This window comes from Oryzomonas rubra (assembly GCF_008369015.1).
Taxonomy (GTDB): domain Bacteria; phylum Desulfobacterota; class Desulfuromonadia; order Geobacterales; family Pseudopelobacteraceae; genus Oryzomonas; species Oryzomonas japonica.
Window position 1 is genome coordinate 340,948 of sequence record NZ_SRSD01000004.1, and the last position, 15,371, is coordinate 356,318.

General features: G+C 61.6%; 16 protein-coding genes. 13 read left to right on the top strand and 3 right to left on the bottom strand.

The features are described from left to right. Positions 1-64: 64 nt before the first annotated feature. The 12 genes from ET418_RS08800 to ET418_RS08855 all read left to right on the top strand — a co-directional run bounded on the left by ET418_RS08800 (position 65) and on the right by ET418_RS08855 (position 11,828). Positions 65-1,177, top strand: a complete 1,113-nt coding sequence (locus ET418_RS08800) for a hydrogenase small subunit (protein ID WP_149307218.1) — start codon at positions 65-67, stop codon at positions 1,175-1,177. After that, positions 1,161-2,099, top strand: coding sequence for a hydrogenase 2 operon protein HybA (hybA, locus tag ET418_RS08805; RefSeq protein ID WP_149307219.1), 939 nt, complete (start codon positions 1,161-1,163; stop codon positions 2,097-2,099). The genes ET418_RS08800 and hybA overlap by 17 nt, the downstream gene beginning before the upstream one ends. Next, the gene (gene hybB / locus ET418_RS08810; protein ID WP_149307220.1) at positions 2,099-3,388 is read left to right on the top strand and encodes a Ni/Fe-hydrogenase cytochrome b subunit; all 1,290 of its coding nucleotides are present in this window, start codon (positions 2,099-2,101) and stop codon (positions 3,386-3,388) included. The genes hybA and hybB overlap by 1 nt, the downstream gene beginning before the upstream one ends. Positions 3,389-3,451: 63 nt before the next feature. After that, a complete protein-coding gene (locus ET418_RS08815; protein ID WP_149307221.1) occupies positions 3,452-5,131 on the top strand; it encodes a nickel-dependent hydrogenase large subunit in 1,680 nt (559 codons plus the stop codon). A gap of 210 nt (positions 5,132-5,341) precedes the next feature. Then, positions 5,342-5,821: a HyaD/HybD family hydrogenase maturation endopeptidase gene (locus ET418_RS08820; RefSeq protein WP_149307222.1), complete on the top strand. Its 480-nt coding sequence runs from the start codon at positions 5,342-5,344 to the stop codon at positions 5,819-5,821. 134 nt (positions 5,822-5,955) lie between these two features. Continuing rightward, a complete protein-coding gene (locus tag ET418_RS08825) occupies positions 5,956-6,135 on the top strand; it encodes a hypothetical protein (RefSeq protein ID WP_149307223.1) in 180 nt (59 codons plus the stop codon). 21 nt (positions 6,136-6,156) lie between these two features. Further along, the gene (locus tag ET418_RS08830; RefSeq protein ID WP_149307224.1) at positions 6,157-7,143 is read left to right on the top strand and encodes an NADH-quinone oxidoreductase subunit B family protein; all 987 of its coding nucleotides are present in this window, start codon (positions 6,157-6,159) and stop codon (positions 7,141-7,143) included. Next, complete coding sequence (locus tag ET418_RS08835) at positions 7,140-8,630, top strand: Ni/Fe hydrogenase subunit alpha (protein WP_149307225.1); 1,491 nt, start codon at positions 7,140-7,142, stop codon at positions 8,628-8,630. Before ET418_RS08830 ends, ET418_RS08835 begins: the two co-directional genes overlap by 4 nt. Further along, the gene (locus ET418_RS08840; RefSeq protein WP_149307226.1) at positions 8,630-9,109 is read left to right on the top strand and encodes a hydrogenase maturation protease; all 480 of its coding nucleotides are present in this window, start codon (positions 8,630-8,632) and stop codon (positions 9,107-9,109) included. The genes ET418_RS08835 and ET418_RS08840 overlap by 1 nt, the downstream gene beginning before the upstream one ends. Further along, positions 9,106-11,043 carry a CoB--CoM heterodisulfide reductase iron-sulfur subunit A family protein gene (locus tag ET418_RS08845; protein ID WP_149307227.1) on the top strand — a complete coding sequence of 646 codons (1,938 nt, stop codon included), beginning with the start codon at positions 9,106-9,108 and terminating at the stop codon, positions 11,041-11,043. Before ET418_RS08840 ends, ET418_RS08845 begins: the two co-directional genes overlap by 4 nt. Next, complete coding sequence (locus ET418_RS08850) at positions 11,040-11,510, top strand: hydrogenase iron-sulfur subunit (protein ID WP_149307228.1); 471 nt, start codon at positions 11,040-11,042, stop codon at positions 11,508-11,510. The genes ET418_RS08845 and ET418_RS08850 overlap by 4 nt, the downstream gene beginning before the upstream one ends. Before the next feature lie 93 nt (positions 11,511-11,603). Further along, the gene (locus tag ET418_RS08855; RefSeq protein ID WP_149307229.1) at positions 11,604-11,828 is read left to right on the top strand and encodes a sulfurtransferase TusA family protein; all 225 of its coding nucleotides are present in this window, start codon (positions 11,604-11,606) and stop codon (positions 11,826-11,828) included. A 90-nt stretch (positions 11,829-11,918) separates the two neighbouring features. Here the strand turns inward: ET418_RS08855 and ET418_RS08860 are convergent, their stop codons facing one another. The 3 genes from ET418_RS08860 to ET418_RS08870 are packed head-to-tail and all read right to left on the bottom strand — an operon-like array spanning position 11,919 to position 14,628. Then, positions 11,919-12,371: a cupin domain-containing protein gene (locus ET418_RS08860; protein ID WP_149307230.1), complete on the bottom strand. Its 453-nt coding sequence runs from the start codon at positions 12,369-12,371 to the stop codon at positions 11,919-11,921. Between the two features lie 46 nt (positions 12,372-12,417). After that, positions 12,418-14,136, bottom strand: a complete 1,719-nt coding sequence (locus tag ET418_RS08865; protein WP_149307231.1) for a SulP family inorganic anion transporter — start codon at positions 14,134-14,136, stop codon at positions 12,418-12,420. A gap of 54 nt (positions 14,137-14,190) precedes the next feature. After that, a complete protein-coding gene (locus ET418_RS08870) occupies positions 14,191-14,628 on the bottom strand; it encodes a DMT family transporter (protein WP_149307232.1) in 438 nt (145 codons plus the stop codon). Positions 14,629-14,829: 201 nt separating this feature from the next. Between ET418_RS08870 and ET418_RS08875 the strand changes: the two genes are divergently transcribed. After that, a complete protein-coding gene (locus ET418_RS08875; protein ID WP_149307233.1) occupies positions 14,830-15,312 on the top strand; it encodes a DUF2062 domain-containing protein in 483 nt (160 codons plus the stop codon). Positions 15,313-15,371: the final 59 nt, after the last annotated feature.

Sequence of the window (15,371 nt, forward strand, 5' to 3'; positions counted from 1 at the left end):
TGTTGCCGTATACTACAAGGTTTTTAACCAGCCACATATCAAGTACATGACAGCGGAGGATGCAATGACAAAAGAGGGCCTTTTCCCCGGCGTTACCCGTCGAGACTTCATGAAGACCTGCATGACCGTATCAGCCATGCTGGGGCTTCCCTACGGGATGGTTACCAAAGTTGCCCAAGCGGCCCAGAAGAGCGACAACAGGCCAGCAGTAATCTGGCTCCATTTCCAAGAGTGCACCGGTTGTTCGGAATCCCTGCTGCGTTCGACGCATCCGACCGTCTCCAACCTGATCCTCGACATGATCTCCCTGGACTACCATGAGACCCTCATGGTCGGCTCCGGACATCAGGCCGAAAAATCCCTGACCGACTCCTTGCTGGCCAACAAAGGGAAGTACATCCTGGTCGTCGAGGGCGCCATCCCCACCAAGGACAACGGCATCTACTGCAAGGTCCACGGCAAAACGGCCCTGGATTCGCTGAAGCATGCCGCCGAGGGCGCCGCCGCCATCATCTCCATGGGCACCTGCGCCAGCTACGGTGGCATCCAGTCCGTCGGCCCCAACCCCACCGGCGCCGTAGGGGTACGCGACATCGTCAAGGACAAACCGATCATCAACATCCCCGGCTGTCCCCCCAACCCTTACAACTTCCTTTCGACCGTTCTCTACTACGTAACGTTCAAAAAGCTGCCCGAGCTGGATCAGATGGGCCGCCCCAAATTTGCTTTCGGCCGCAGGATCCACGAGCACTGCGAGCGCCGTCCCCACTTCGACGCCGGCCGTTTCGCCCGCGCCTTCGGCGACGAGGGTCACAGCCAGGGCTACTGCCTCTACAAACTGGGCTGCAAGGGACCGGCCACCTATGCCAACTGTTCGGTGCTGCGTTTCAACGACGTGGGTGCCTGGCCGGTTTCCATCGGGCATCCTTGCATCGGCTGCACCGAGCCGGACCTGCTTTTCAAAACCGCCATCGCCGACAAGGTTCAGATTCACGAGCCGACGCCGTTCGATAGTTATGCTCCGATCGACCTGAAAGAAAAAGGCAAGGGTCCTGATCCTCTGACCACCGGCGTCATCGGTCTTGCTGCCGGCGCCGCCATCGGTGCGGGTGTCATGATGGCCAAGAAGCTGCCGGATGGTCCGGAGAAGGGAGATGACCATGGGAAAACCGAGTAGACGCCAGTTCCTCAAAATCATGGGCGCCACCGGCGCAGCCCTGCTGGCCGGCAAGAAAGCTGCCGTGGCCAATGAGGGGCACAAGATCAACAATGAAACCATCGGCATGCTGTACGACGCCACCAAGTGCGTCGGCTGCAAGGCCTGTATGTCCGCCTGCAAGCGGGTCAACGGCGATTACGGCAGCCTCTCGTACGAGCGCGCCAAATTCGACACCGATGGCCTGTGGGACGCCCCCGAAGACCTGTCGGGCAGCACCCGTACCCTGATCAAACTCTTCAAACAGTCCGAGCAGGAATGGTCCTACGTCAAATACTCCTGCATGCACTGCCAGAAGCCGTCCTGCGTTTCGGTCTGCCCGGTTGCCGCCATGACGCGCGACCCGGAAACCGGCATCGTGGATTACAACAAGAATACCTGCATCGGCTGCCGTTACTGCCAGGTGGCCTGCGCCTTCAACATCCCCAAGTTCCAGTGGGAGAAGGCGATCCCCCAGATCGTCAAATGCGACCTGTGTAAAAACACCAACCTGCCGAAGAAGGGGATCAGCGCCTGCGCCGAGGTATGCCCGGCCGGCGCGATCATGTTCGGCAAACGCAAAGACCTCCTGGAAGAGGCCGAAAAACGGCTGCGGGAGAATCCGGGTAAGTACATCAACCACATCTATGGCGCAAACGAGCTCGGCGGTACCAACCACCTCTACCTCGCCAGTATGCAGTTCAACAAACTGGGTCTGCCGACGCTCAAGGACGAGGCGCCCGCCGAATTTTCGGAAAAGATCCAGCACACCATCTACAAGGGCTTCATCGCCCCGGTGGCGCTCTACAGCACACTCTGCTTCATCGCGTTGAAAAACATAAAAAAACACGGCGGGGAAGAGGGCGGGCATGACACCAATACCGACAAGGGGGGCCATCACTGATGGGACACGATGAGTACCAGGTACATGAAGCGAAGATCTTGACCCCCTCGTTTATCGTTCTTCTGACCTTGACCCTGATCGGGTTCGCCCTAATCGCGCTCCGTTTCATCAAGGGGATCGGCGCCGTATCCAACATGAGCGACGGCTACCCCTGGGGCATCTGGATCACCTACGACGTCGCCACCGGCACGGCCATCGCCTGCGGCGGCTACGCCATGGCGATCCTGATCTACATCCGCAACCGCATGCACTACCACCCCATGATCCGCTCCGCCATCCTGACCAGTATGTTCGGATACGGGCTGGCCGGTTTTTCGGTCATGGTGGACGTGGGGCGCCCCTGGAACGCCTACAACTTCTTCGTCCCTTCCAAATGGCAGGTCAACTCCGCCATGTTCGAAGTCGCCGTCTGCGTCATGGCCTACACCACGGTTCTGATCATGGAATTTCTGCCCGCCATCCTGACGACGCTGGAAAAGACCGAATGGAAGACCCTGCAGCATATGCTGGATCTGGTATACGGCCGCCTCGGCATGGAACGGCCTGAACGGATCGGCGACCGGCTCGACAAGGTCAAGGAACTGGCGGCCTGGGCCCGCCCCCGGCTCGATAAGGTTCTGATTTTCATCATCGTCCTGGGCATCACCCTGCCGACCATGCACCAGTCGTCGCTCGGCTCGCTCCTTTTGATCGCGTCAACCAAGCTGCACCCGCTGTGGCATACCGGCTTCCTGCCGCTCCTGTTCCTGATCAACTGCATGTATATCGGCTACTCCATCGCCATCCTGGAGTCGGTCCTCTCATGCTACGCCTTCAAACGCCCCTTCGAGACCAAGGAGCTTTCGGGACTGGCACGCATCATCCCCTTTCTGACGGTCATCTGGCTCTGCGTCGTCATCGGCGACCTGGCATGGCGCGGTCAACTGGGCAAAGCGCTCTCCTTCGACTTCTACTCGCGTTTCTTCCTGCTCGAGTTCTGCCTGATCGCCTGCGGCTCCCTGCTGTTGTTCAGCAAACGCAAACGGGAATCCGTCCGCTGGCTGTTCGTTTCAGCCGCCCTGATCGTGCTGGGCGGGGCGCTGTACCGTTTCAACGTCTATCTGATCGGTTTCAATCCCGGCAAGGGGTGGCATTACTTCCCGGCGTTGGCCGAAGTGATGATCACGGTCGGCATCGTTGCCTTCGAGATCCTGGGCTACCAGGTGCTGGTTAAAATTCTGCCGGTCCTGCCGAAACTGCACACCCGTGAACAGCAAGCAGCAGGGCACCCCATGGGTGAAAAGGCGTAAACCAAGATACAAACACTCTATCTTTTGAATCTTATCAATAAAAACCGATAACGGAGGAAATACATGGCCCGCATTACCCTTGACCCGATCACCCGTATCGAAGGTCACCTGAGAATTGATGCTGAAGTAAACGGTGGCGTCGTCACCAATGCTTGGTCGTCCGCCCAGATGTGGCGTGGTATCGAAACCATTCTGAAAGACCGCCCCCCCCAGGATGCCTGGATTTACGCCCAGCGTTTCTGCGGCGTTTGCACCACGGTCCACGCCATCTCCTCGATCCGCTCGGTGGAGCACGCCCTCAAGGTCGATGTCCCGATGAACGCCCAGTACATCAGGAACATCATCATGGCCCAGCACTCGGTGCAGGACCATATCGTCCACTTCTACCACCTGTCCGCCCTGGACTGGGTGGACGTGGTCTCGGCCCTCAAGGCCGACCCCAAGAAGACCGCTCAGCTGGCCCAGTCCATCTCCAGCTGGCCGGGTAACAGTGAAACCGAATTCAAGGCCGTCCAGCAGAAACTGAAATCCTTCGTCGAAACCGGCCGTCTCGGCATCTTCGCCTCCGGTTACTGGGGTCACCCGGCCATGAAACTGCCGCCCGAGGCCAACCTCATGGCGGTTGCCCATTACCTCAACGCCCTGGATTACCAGCGCAAAGCCGCCCAGGCCATCGCCATTCTGGGGGGCAAGAACCCCCACATCCAGAACCTGTGCGTCGGCGGTGTTGCTACCGCCATCAACATGGAAAACCTGGCCACCCTCAACATGGAGAAGATCGCCGCCTTGAAGAGCCTGATGACGGAGACCCGCGAATTCGTCCAGCAGGTCTACTATCCGGACATGGTGGCCATCGCCTCCATCTACAAGGATTGGTTCAAATACGGCCGCGGCGTGGTCAACTACCTGGCCGTGCCGGAGATGCCCGAGGACACCAAGAACACCAAGTTCGCCCTGCCGGGAGCCATCATCAACGGCGGCGACATCAAGAAGGCACGCATCATCACCAACCACCAGGACCTGGACCTGATCGCCAACATCAAGGAAAACGTGTCCCACGCCTGGTACGAAGGAAACGGCACCCTGCACCCCTGGGATGGCGAGACCAAACCCAATTACACCGACTTCCAGGATAACGGCAAATACACGTGGTGCAAGGCTCCCCGCCTGGACGGCAAACCGGTTCAGGTCGGTCCGCCGGCTCAGTTGTTTGCCGCCTATGCCGGCGGCAACGAAAAGGTCAGGAAACTGGTGGACGCAAGCTGCGCCAAGATCGGTGTCGGCGTGAACGACCTGCACTCCACCATGGGCCGTCTCGGCGCCCGCGCCATCCGTGCCCACCTGATGGCCGACTACTCTCTGGAGTATCTGGACAAGCTGGTGGAAAACGTGGGCAAAGGCGACAAGGTCTACGCCAATCCCACCGAGATCCCCAAAGGCGAGTACAAGGGCGTCGGTTTCCACGAAGCGCCGCGCGGTACCCTGTCTCACTGGATCGTGATCGAAAACCGCAAGATCAAGAACTACCAGGCCGTTGTCCCCTCGACCTGGAACGCCTCGCCGCGTGACGACAAAGGCCAGCTCGGCCCGTATGAGGCTTCGTTGGTCGGCAACCCCGTGGCGCAGGCCGACAAGCCGTTGGAAGTGCTGCGGACCATCCACTCCTTCGACCCCTGTATCGCCTGTGCGGTGCATACCATCGATCCGGAAGGGAAAGAGATCACGAACGTCAAGGTAATGTAGTCGTCACGGAGCAACTCTCGCAACAGAAGCACAATGGGCGCTGACAACAGTGAAGAGACTTAGAGCAAACGAGTCGCATGTCCCTGTTGTCAGTCGCCTTTGTGCTCTTTGTGTCTTTGGCAGGGGTTGTAACGTGCTGTAAGCGATTGAAGCGCATCCCAGTCCGTAGTAGTTTGAAACGACCTCTTAGTGATGGAAAAGGACAATACGATGAAAACACTTATCTTCGGCGCCGGCAACCTGCTCCTCTCCGATGAAGGCTTTGGGGTCCACTTTATTGAGTACCTGCAGAAACACTACGTTTTCCCCGACGACGTCACCCTGTACGACGGCGGAACGCTCGGCATCATGGTCTGCCACATGCTGGAGGAAGCCGACCAGGTCTTTCTGGTGGACGTCATCGAGGCCAAGGGCGAGCCGGGAGATATCTACCGCTACGAGAAGGAGGACTTCATGCTGGGCAAACTGCCCATCAAGATGTCGCCCCACCAGATCGGCATCCAAGAGGTGCTGGCACTCTCCGAGATCCGTGATCGCTGTCCCGAGAAGGTAACCCTGTTCGGCATCATCCCTGCTTCCTACGAGGCGGGTGCCGAGTTGTCGCCCTTGTTGGCTGGGAAGCTTCCGGGCCTGGCCGAACTGGTTGTCGCCGAGATTACGGCCGCAGGGAGCCCCGTTGAAAAGTGCTGATTGCTCACCTCGGCGGACTGACAGCCGCCGAGGTGAGTTCTTTCATCGCGGAGACAAAAGGGCTTTAGCAATCCTGTCCATGTAAAACACCCGCGCCTCATGTCCATCCCGCCGCAGCCGGATGCTCCGGAAACGTGTCCCGGTCGGTCGATTCACCGGCCACGTCGGTGGCGCAGCGATCCCAGAATCTCTCGCACGTTGCCGACAGACCGGCACATGAGTGCGGTTCCCTGCACGAATCGATCAGCTCCCTCAGCGGTGCGGCCACCGCCGAGACCGCCCATGAGGCATGCGGCATTGCCGACCGGCTCTGACCACGACACAAAGGAGGCGCCATGCCAACCCTCAAACCAAAACTCGCCATGTACTGGGCCGCATCCTGCGGGGGTTGCGAGATCGCCCTGGCAAACATCAACGAGGCGCTCCTTGAGGTCGATGCCCACTTCGACTTCATGTTCTGCCCCTGTCTCCTGGACACCAAACGGGCGGATATCGAGGCGTTGCCCGACAAGGCGATCTTCCTGACCCTGTTCAATGGCGCCCTGCGGACCGAGGAAAACCTGGAGATGGCCGAACTGCTGCGCCGCAAGTCCCAACTGTTCGTCGCCTTCGGCGCCTGCGCCGCCAGCGGCGGCATCCCGGCCCTGGCCAACCAGCACGGCATCGGCCATGTGCTCGAAACCGTTTTCCGTACCTCGGCAAGCGCCGATAACCCGCAGGAGTTGATCCCGGGGGCAACCTCCCCCGTACCGGGCGGTGAGCTGGAGTTGCCGGCATTCCTCCAACGGGTGCTGGCCGTGCACGAGGCCGTGACGGTTGACTACACCATGCCGGGCTGCCCGCCCGAGCCGGAACAGATCGTCGCCGTCATCCGCCACATCGCCTCGGGCAAACCGCTGCTCGGCTGCACGGCCCGGGCCGTCTGCGACCAATGCAGCCGCGAAAAGCGCGGCTCCCTGGCCGCCCGCCTGATACGCCCTTTTGAGGCGCTTCCCGAGGCTGGCTGGTGCCTGGCCGAACAGGGATTTTCGTGCATCGGTACGGCCACCCATGGCGGGTGCGGTGCCCTCTGCCCCGCCGTCGCCATGCCCTGTACCGGCTGCTACGGCGCCCTCGACCGGGATGCCGATCCCGGCGCAGCCGCGCTGTCCGCCCTGGCCGCGGTCGTCGATCCCGGAGAGTCCAGCGGCAAGGCGGAAGCCGACATCCACACCCATCTGCACAGCGCCCTGGCCGGCGTGGCCGATCCGCTCGGGACCTTTTATCGCTACACCCTGGCAACGACCGTGGTTGCCGACCGTAGCCCGGAGGTTGACCAATGAACCAACGCATCACCATCGACCCCATCACCCGCCTTGAGGGGCACGGCAGGATCGAGATCTTTCTGGACGACGCCGGCGAGGTGGTTTCCGCCTACTTTCAGGTTCCCGAGCTGCGCGGCTTCGAGTCGTTCTGCGTCGGCCGCCAGGCCGAGGAGATGCCCAACATCACCAACCGCATCTGCGGCGTATGTCCCGAAGCCCACCACATCGCCGCGGCCAAGGCCCTCGACGAACTGTTCGGGACCCCCTGTCTCCCTGCGGCGGCCCGAATCCGGGAGTTGATCTACAGCGCGTTTTTCGTCACCGACCATACTACCCATTTCTACTGCCTCGGCGGACCCGATTTCATCGTCGGCCCCGATGCCCCCAAGGAAGAACGCAATATCCTCGGTGTGATCCGCAAGGTCGGCCTGGATGCCGGCAAGGCGGTCATCGCCTGCCGGGCGCGTAATCACGAGCTGATCAAAAAACTCGGCGGCCGGGGTGTCCATCTCTGCGGAGCCCTGCCCGGAGGCTGGAGCGTGGCGGTCACCCCGGAGATCGCCGATGAGGCCCGGCAGATCGCCCGGCAGAACATCGAATTCGCCCTGTTCTCCCTGGAAACCTTCCATAGGATCGTCCTGGGCAACGCGGCCTATCGCGACCTGGTGCAGGGCGACCTCTACGCCCACCAGACCTATTCCATGGGCACCGTGGACGCCCATAACGCCCCAAACTTCTATGACGGCACCATCCGGGTCGTGGACCCGGCCGGCAACGAGTTCACTCGCTACCGCCCCCAGGAGTACCTGGACCATATTGCCGAGCACGTGGAGCCTTGGACCTACGTCAAGTTCCCCTACCTGAAGAAGATCGGCTGGAAGGGGTTCGTGGACGGTCCCGAGAGCGGCGTCTACCAGGCAACGCCCCTGGCGCGGCTCAACGTGGCCGACCGGATGGCGACGCCCCGCGCCCAGGCGGAATTCGAGCGATTCTTCGATGCCTTCGGCTGCCGCGGCACCGGCCCGGGTGGCCGCAATAGCCCGGTTCATCATCGGCTCGCCACCCACTGGGCGCGTCTGATAGAGCTGCTCTATGCGGCGGAACGGATGCAGGAGCTGGCCGACCACCCCGACCTGTGCGACCCTAATGTGCGACAGGCCGTGTCATGCCGTGCCGGTGTCGGCATCGGTTCCGTGGAGGCCCCACGCGGGACCCTGACGCATCATTTCACTTGCGATGAGCACGGCATCCTCACCAGCGTCAACCTGGTGGTCGGGACAACCAACAACAACGCCCCCATCGGCATGTCCATCGCCAAGGCCGCCAAGGGGCTGATCCACAAGGGTGTAGTCAGCGACGGCATCCTCAACCGGGTCGAGATGGCGTTCCGCCTTTACGATCCCTGTTGTTCCTGCGCAACCCACGCCATCGGCACCGCGCCGCTGGAGGTCACGGTTCGCCGCTCCAACGACGGCACCATTCTCGACCGGATCAGCCGGGGCTGATGATGGTGGTTATCGGCCTGGGATCGCCGTTTCTCGCGGATGACAGTGTCGGCCCCCGGGTCGTCCGGGAACTTGCCGGAGAGGAGCACCCCGGCGTCCGTTTTGTGGAGGCCCATGCCGGCGGCCTGTTGCTATTGGAGGAGTTGTCCGGCACCCGGGGTGCCATCATCATCGATGCACTGCTCGACGAGAACCTCTCCCCGGGCGAGGTGGTCGTGAGCGGCATCCAAAGGGCATCCCACAATGCGGCATGCAGCCACGATTGCGATCTTCCCGAGGCGCTCGACATCGGCCGGGCCATGGGGATGCCGCTCCCCGACGACTCGGACATCAGCCTGGTTGCCGTGGTCGCCAGGGATGTCACCACATTCAGCGAAGCTCTTACTCCCGAGGTTGAAGCGGCGGTGCAACATGCCTGCACCGCCGTCCGTTCCATCCTCGCCCGGAAAAATGCGGGGTCACCCGCGGAGGCGCCATGAACAAGCAACCCAAAACCGCCATCATCCTGTGTACCTGCAGCGGCATCATCACCGAGAAGATCGATTGGGACACGGTACGGGCCCAACTGGCCGAACACCCGGACAAGCCGGTCGTCACGACCGATGAGTTGGCCTGTGGTGCCGAGAACCTGGAAAAACTGGCCACCTGGCTGAAGGAAGAAAAGCCGGAGCGGGTCGTGGTTGCGGCCTGTTCGCCGCGGGAGCACGAGAGGACCTTTCGCACCCTCCTGGCCTCAGCCGGCATCAACCCCTATTACCTCCAGATGATCAACGTCCGCGAACAGGTGGCGTGGGTTACCGCCGATCCCGCCCAGGCGACGCGCAAGGCGGCACGCCTGATCGGCGCAGCCCTGAAGCGGGTCCGGCACCACCGGCCGCTCGTGGAGCGCCACGTCCCGGTACGGACCGACGTGGCCGTCATCGGCGCCGGCCCGGCCGGCATCCAGGCGGCCCTGACCCTGGCCCGGGCCGGCCGCATGGTGACGCTGATCGAAAGGGAACCCTTTTTCGGCGGCATGCCGGTGCGCTTCGAAGAGTTGTTCCCCAACCTGGAGTGCGGTCCCTGCCTGCTTGAGCCGGGCATGGGCGAACTGCTCCACGGACCGGAAAGCGAGCATATCAAGCTCCTCACCCTGGCGGAGGTAACCGAGGTCAAGGGAAGCTTCGGCAACTGGCAGCTCTCCCTGCGTCAACAGCCCCGGTACGTCGATCCCGAACTCTGCATCGGCTGCATGGTCTGCGCCGCCGTCTGCCCGGAGCGCCGGGAAAACCCCTGGAACTGCGGCGGCGAACTGGCTGCCGTGGATGGCCCGTTTGTCGGCGCGCTCCCCAACCTTCCCCATGTGGATGCCGCCCACTGCCTGAAGCTGAACGGCCAGGAGTGCGGGGCCTGTCTGGCCGAATGCCCGGTGGAGGGCGCCCTTGACTTCAACGACACAATCCATGATAGTGTGGTGGAGGCCGGAGCCATCATCGTGGCCACCGGGGCCGAGGAGTTGCCGGTCGTCCCGCCCGCTTTCGCGGGTAAGGACAACGTCTTCTCCGCCTATGCTTTCGAGCGGCTGCTGGCCATGACCGGCCCCAGCGGCGGCGAACTTGTCAAAGGGGACGGTTCCGCCCCCGCTTCCCTCGCCATCGTGCAGTGCGCAGGGTCGTTCGACGACGCCGTCACCTACTGTTCGGGCACCTGCTGCCAGGCGGCCCTGAAATATGCCCATATCGCCGCCGCGAAACAGGAGGGGCTGACCGTTACCCGCCTGATCAGGGAGCAGGTGGTTCCCGGGATCAACGCCGCCCGCCTCTTCGGCCACGATCACAGTCATGTGGTCCGCTATGGCGGGCTCGGTGACCTGACGGTGGTCGAAACGCCGAATGGGCGTGTTATCGTCTGCGGGTCGAACGGCGCCGAGGTCCCCGCGGACATGATCGTGCTCTGCGGGCCCACGGTCCCCGGCTCCGGGACGACGCAAACGGCACGCCTCCTGGAACTGGGCCTGGACGACGCCGGTTTCATCGCCCCGATTCATGCCCTCTCCGGCTCCTTTCTCAGTCCGCTCAAGGGTGTCTATCTGGCCGGCACCTGCCGCGGGCCGGGAGACATACGCGAGGCCTTTGCCTCGGGTACCGCAGCGGCGGGCGTTGCGCTCTCTGAGTTGGTAGAGGGGCGCGACCTGACGGTCGATCCCCAGGTGGCGGTCGTGGATGCGGAGCAATGCGCCGGGTGCAAGAGTTGCATCAGGGTCTGTCCCTACAAGGCCATCTCTTGGGATGAGGCCACCAAAACGGCCGATATATCGGATATTCTCTGCCGGGGCTGCGGGACCTGCGTGGCGGTTTGCCCGGCGGGCGCCATTACGGCCCAAGGGTTTTCCCGCGCCATGCTGCGCGCCGAGATTGAGGGGGTGGTATCATGAGTTGCCAAACAATGCCGAACGCAGCACCACACCCCACCACGAAGGAGGCGGGCGCGGGCGCCCTGGGCGAGGTCAGGATTGTGGCCTTTCTCTGCAACTGGTGCTCCTATGCCGGGGCGGACAAGACCGGCATGAACCAACTGCCCGTCCCTGCCGAACTGTCGGTCGTGCGCGTCATGTGCTCCGGCCGGGTCGAACCGACCCTGATTCTGGAAACGTTCCAGAAGGGTGCCGACGGGGTGATGGTGCTGGCCTGCCACCCGGGCGACTGCCACTACAAGGAGGGAAACCTGCGGGCCTTCTGTCGCGCCGAACTGTTGGAACGAATGATGCCCCAACTCGGCGTCGATCCGGCGCGCTTCTATTTCGATTACGTTTCCGCGGCAGAGGCGGAGAAATTTTCCCAGGTGACGAACGACTTCGTCGCCTCCATTCGCGCGCTGGGCGGCACGGCTCCAGGACGATAAGAAAAGTGATTGCAGCATGAACCACCCCGCAGACGAATCCACATATCCCGCTTAATTGGGTTTGGTAACACATCACACATAGGGAGGTTAACAATGGCGACACAAACACTTGACTGCTTGGGCATGAAATGCCCCCAGCCAACCCTGAAGGTCAGCATTCTGGCAACGAAGATGAAGCCCGGCGATATCCTGGAAGTCGTCGCCGACTGCTCCACATTCGAAAACGACGTCCGGGAATGGTGCAACCGCTCGAAGAAGACTCTCCTCTGGGTCAAGGATGAAGGTGGCGGCAAGAAACGCGTTCAGATAAAATTCTGATCCGCGGCAGTTCCATTTCACACGCAAAAGGCCGGTTCTCAATGGAGAGCCGGCCTTTTTGCCGTATGGGCGTGCGCCTTGGATGGGGCGCTATTCCAAAACCCTTTTCGGCCTTTCCACCTTTACCACATTGGGACGGTCCTGTTCGCCGGTAGAGAAAACCACCAGCCGGGCCGGCCCATTGCCCACGGTCCTGACGTTCTGGGCAAGATTCTGCACCCCCACGATGGCGTCCCCCTGCCGGAAGACATAACTCCTGCCGTCGGCCATCTCCACGTCCAGGGAACCGGACAGCACATAGGCGTAGACCGGCGCGGTGTGCAGATGCCAGCCGGTCTCGCCGCCGGGGGGGAGTTCCACCACCAGCGCCGTGACCTCCGGCTGGTCGGTGGCCAGATAGGAGATCTTCTGGCCATTGCTGGCCGTAGAGGTGGTCAAAAGCTTACGGCTCGTAACGCCGGCATAGTCGTCGGCCCGACAGGTACCGGCAACCGCTGTTCCCCACAACGCAATCAGGATGATTGTTACGAATCGAGTCTTCATGCTGTCGCTCCTTTCGTGGCGGTCGTTCCCGGCCGCAGGTCAATCCCTATACCGGGGCCTCCGCCAACCCGGCGGCCGCCTCGTCACCGATCCCGCCGAACTGTTCATTGATATCCTCGGCCCGGTGCAGGGCCGAACTGATGTTGGGCAGGATATTACGCGCCCCCAGGAGATGGGGCAGGTTCGAGGTGTAGATCAGTTTTTTGGGCTGGCCCCGGGTGCCGCACAGGAGCAGCGTCCGCCCCGATTCGCGGAGCTTTTCGTTGAATTGTTCGATGGCATACAGGCCGGTGGCGTCGATGGCGGTCATATAGCGCAGCCTCAGGATAACGATCGGTTGCAGACGTTCCACCGAATTGGCCATGCGGGCCAGTTTTTCCGCCGCGCCGAACAAAAGCGGCCCCTGCACGTGAAACATGCTGATGTAATGGGGGATACTGTGATCCTGCACGATGTGAGCCTTGGCCTTTTCGATGGCCTCGGCCGTCAGGGGCGCCACCACGGTGGTGCGCGAGACCTGGTAGATGTACAGGAGCGCCGCCAGGGTCATGCCCACTTCCACGGCAATGGTGAGGTCGGCCACCACGGTCAGGACGAAGGTGATCAGCCAGACGGATATCTCTTTCCGGTTGAGGCGCAGGATCATGGGTATCTCGTGCCACTCGCCCATGTTGTAGGCCACGACGAACAGCACCGCAGCCAGGGTGGCAAGGGGGATGAAGCGGGCCAGCGGCGCGGCGAACATGATGATGCAGAGCAGGGTCAGGGCGTGGATAATACCGGAGAAGGGAGAGCGCGCCCCGGAACGAATGTTGGTGGCGGTGCGGGCAATGGCGCCAGTTACCGGAATGCCGCCGAACAGCGGCACCGTCAGGTTGGCGACCCCCTGGGCCACCAGTTCCACATTGGAGTTGTGGCGGTCGCCGCTCATGGAATCGGCCACCACCGCCGAGAGCAGACTCTCGATAGCCGCCAGGAGCGCCACGGTAAGGGCCGAGGGAAGCAGTGGAATAATCAACTCCTGGCGAAACTGGGGAATCTGCAGATGGGGCAAGCCGGTGGGGATGCCGCCGAATTTGCTGCCGATGGTCTCCACCGGGAGGTCCAACAGGGCGACACAGGCCGTGGCCCCCAGCAGGGCGACGATCGAACCGGGTATGCGGCGGGTTAAACGCGGTACGATCAGGATGACGGCCAGGGAGGCCACGGCCAGCACAATGGCGGCCAGATCAGCCCTATCCAGGTTCAGGACGATGAAACGCATCCGCTCGATGAACTCGCTGGGCACCTTGGCGGCCACCCGCAGTCCCAGGAAATCCTTGAACTGGGTAGAGGCAATCAGGATGGCGATACCGTTGGTAAAACCGATGACAACCGGCCTGGGTATGAATTTGACCGCATTCCCCAAGCCGGTCAGCCCCAGGAAGATCAGGATTACGCCGGCCATCATGGTGACCATCAGCAGGCCCGAAAGGCCGTGCCTGGCGATGATGGCGGCAATTACCACCACAAACGCCCCGGTCGGACCGCCGATCTGGGTCCGCGAGCCGCCCAGGGCCGAGATCAGGAAACCGGCGATGACCGCCGTATAGATGCCGGCCTGGGGCGTGACGCCGGAGGAGATACCGAAGGCCATGGCCAACGGCAGGGCCACCAGACCGACCGTGATGCCGCTGGTCGTGTCGGCCGCCAGATCGGCCCTCGTATAGCCCTTGAGCGCCTGGACGGACTTGGGCAGCCATTGCGACAGCTTGCTCTGCTTCATGATGTTTTTCTTACCATTCCTTTCCCGATACTGATTACAGAAACACCAATATGCCTATCGTCTGATTATGAGTGCCGCACCGGCAGCCAAAAGGACGATGCCGAGAAACCGCTGAGGGGTGAGCGGCATCTGGCGCAGCCCGAACAGCCCGAAGTGATCCAGGAACGCCCCGGCGGCCAATTGCCCGGTGATGATCGCTGCCATGACGGCTGCCGTCCCCAGGCGCGGCACGGTAATGATCGTCAGAGTGACGAAAAAGGCACCCAGGAGGCCGCCGGTCAACTCCCACCAACTGGCGGCAGTGACGCCACGCCACGTCCCGCGACCGGTCAGCATGACCACCGCCAACAGGGCCAGCGTTCCCACGGCAAATGAGATCATGGAACTTTCATAACTACCGACCTTCTGGGCCAGTCGGGCATTGATCGATGGCTGTACCGCAACCGCCACGCCACCGCAGACCATCAATGCAACAAGTAAAATGTTGCTCACCGTTTATCCCCTCCATCGCTCTCGCCGTTCTCCACGCCGTCCTCCCGCCGATCACTATCCATTCGGGCCAAAATCACCGCAGCACATGCATAGGTACTAGTATGAGAAAACGCCGAATGTCAACAATTTTGGCTCACCATGGCCGGAAAAGTTGACAAGAGCAACACGGAGGCTTTAGAGTTACATGCGTTTGGAGTACCAATGTTCAATAAGAAAAAACTCATACAACGGTTCAAGGCCCTCCTGTCGCTGGACGGTCATCCCGCTCATATTGCGGCCGGCTTTGCGGTCGGTGTTTTCATCAGCTTCACCCCCTTCTTCGGTCTCCACACCCCCCTGGCCATCGCCCTGGCCTTCTTTTTTCGCCTCAACAAGGTCAGTTGCATCAGCGGCGCCTGGGTCAACACGCCGTTTACCGTGGTACCGACCTTGGCGCTCAGCTACAAGCTCGGCAGATACCTGCGGGGAAAGCCGGTTAATGAACTGGCGCTCAAGGGGTTGGAATGGCAGTATATCAAGCCCTACGCCAAGTCCTTGCTGTTGGGGTGCTCCATCATCGGGTTCATTTCGGCAGTGGCGGCCTATTTTCTCTGCTATTGGCTGGTGGTCGTCTTCCGACGCCGGGATGCCTCAATGACGGAGATAACGAGGGAGATGGAAGAGGTGGGAGAAGATTTGGAATAGGGTGAGCAGGCGGGCAGGCGGCCCGCCTTTTTTGTACATACCGTGAGAACCCCTGTCGC

Excerpts from the sequence above, each read along its gene's own strand:
- ET418_RS08840 (WP_149307226.1), top strand. The coding sequence starts at position 8,630 with ATGATGGTGGTTATCGGCCTGGGATCGCCGTTTCTCGCGGATGACAGT.
- ET418_RS08855 (WP_149307229.1), top strand. The coding sequence starts at position 11,604 with ATGGCGACACAAACACTTGACTGCTTGGGCATGAAATGCCCCCAGCCA.
- ET418_RS08835 (WP_149307225.1), top strand. The coding sequence starts at position 7,140 with ATGAACCAACGCATCACCATCGACCCCATCACCCGCCTTGAGGGGCAC.
- ET418_RS08875 (WP_149307233.1), top strand. The coding sequence starts at position 14,830 with ATGTTCAATAAGAAAAAACTCATACAACGGTTCAAGGCCCTCCTGTCG.
- ET418_RS08830 (WP_149307224.1), top strand. The coding sequence starts at position 6,157 with ATGCCAACCCTCAAACCAAAACTCGCCATGTACTGGGCCGCATCCTGC.
- ET418_RS08820 (WP_149307222.1), top strand. The coding sequence starts at position 5,342 with ATGAAAACACTTATCTTCGGCGCCGGCAACCTGCTCCTCTCCGATGAA.
- ET418_RS08860 (WP_149307230.1), bottom strand. The coding sequence starts at position 12,371 with ATGAAGACTCGATTCGTAACAATCATCCTGATTGCGTTGTGGGGAACA.
- ET418_RS08815 (WP_149307221.1), top strand. The coding sequence starts at position 3,452 with ATGGCCCGCATTACCCTTGACCCGATCACCCGTATCGAAGGTCACCTG.
- ET418_RS08845 (WP_149307227.1), top strand. The coding sequence starts at position 9,106 with ATGAACAAGCAACCCAAAACCGCCATCATCCTGTGTACCTGCAGCGGC.
- ET418_RS08800 (WP_149307218.1), top strand. The coding sequence starts at position 65 with ATGACAAAAGAGGGCCTTTTCCCCGGCGTTACCCGTCGAGACTTCATG.
- hybB (WP_149307220.1), top strand. The coding sequence starts at position 2,099 with ATGGGACACGATGAGTACCAGGTACATGAAGCGAAGATCTTGACCCCC.
- ET418_RS08850 (WP_149307228.1), top strand. The coding sequence starts at position 11,040 with ATGAGTTGCCAAACAATGCCGAACGCAGCACCACACCCCACCACGAAG.
- ET418_RS08865 (WP_149307231.1), bottom strand. The coding sequence starts at position 14,136 with ATGAAGCAGAGCAAGCTGTCGCAATGGCTGCCCAAGTCCGTCCAGGCG.
- hybA (WP_149307219.1), top strand. The coding sequence starts at position 1,161 with ATGGGAAAACCGAGTAGACGCCAGTTCCTCAAAATCATGGGCGCCACC.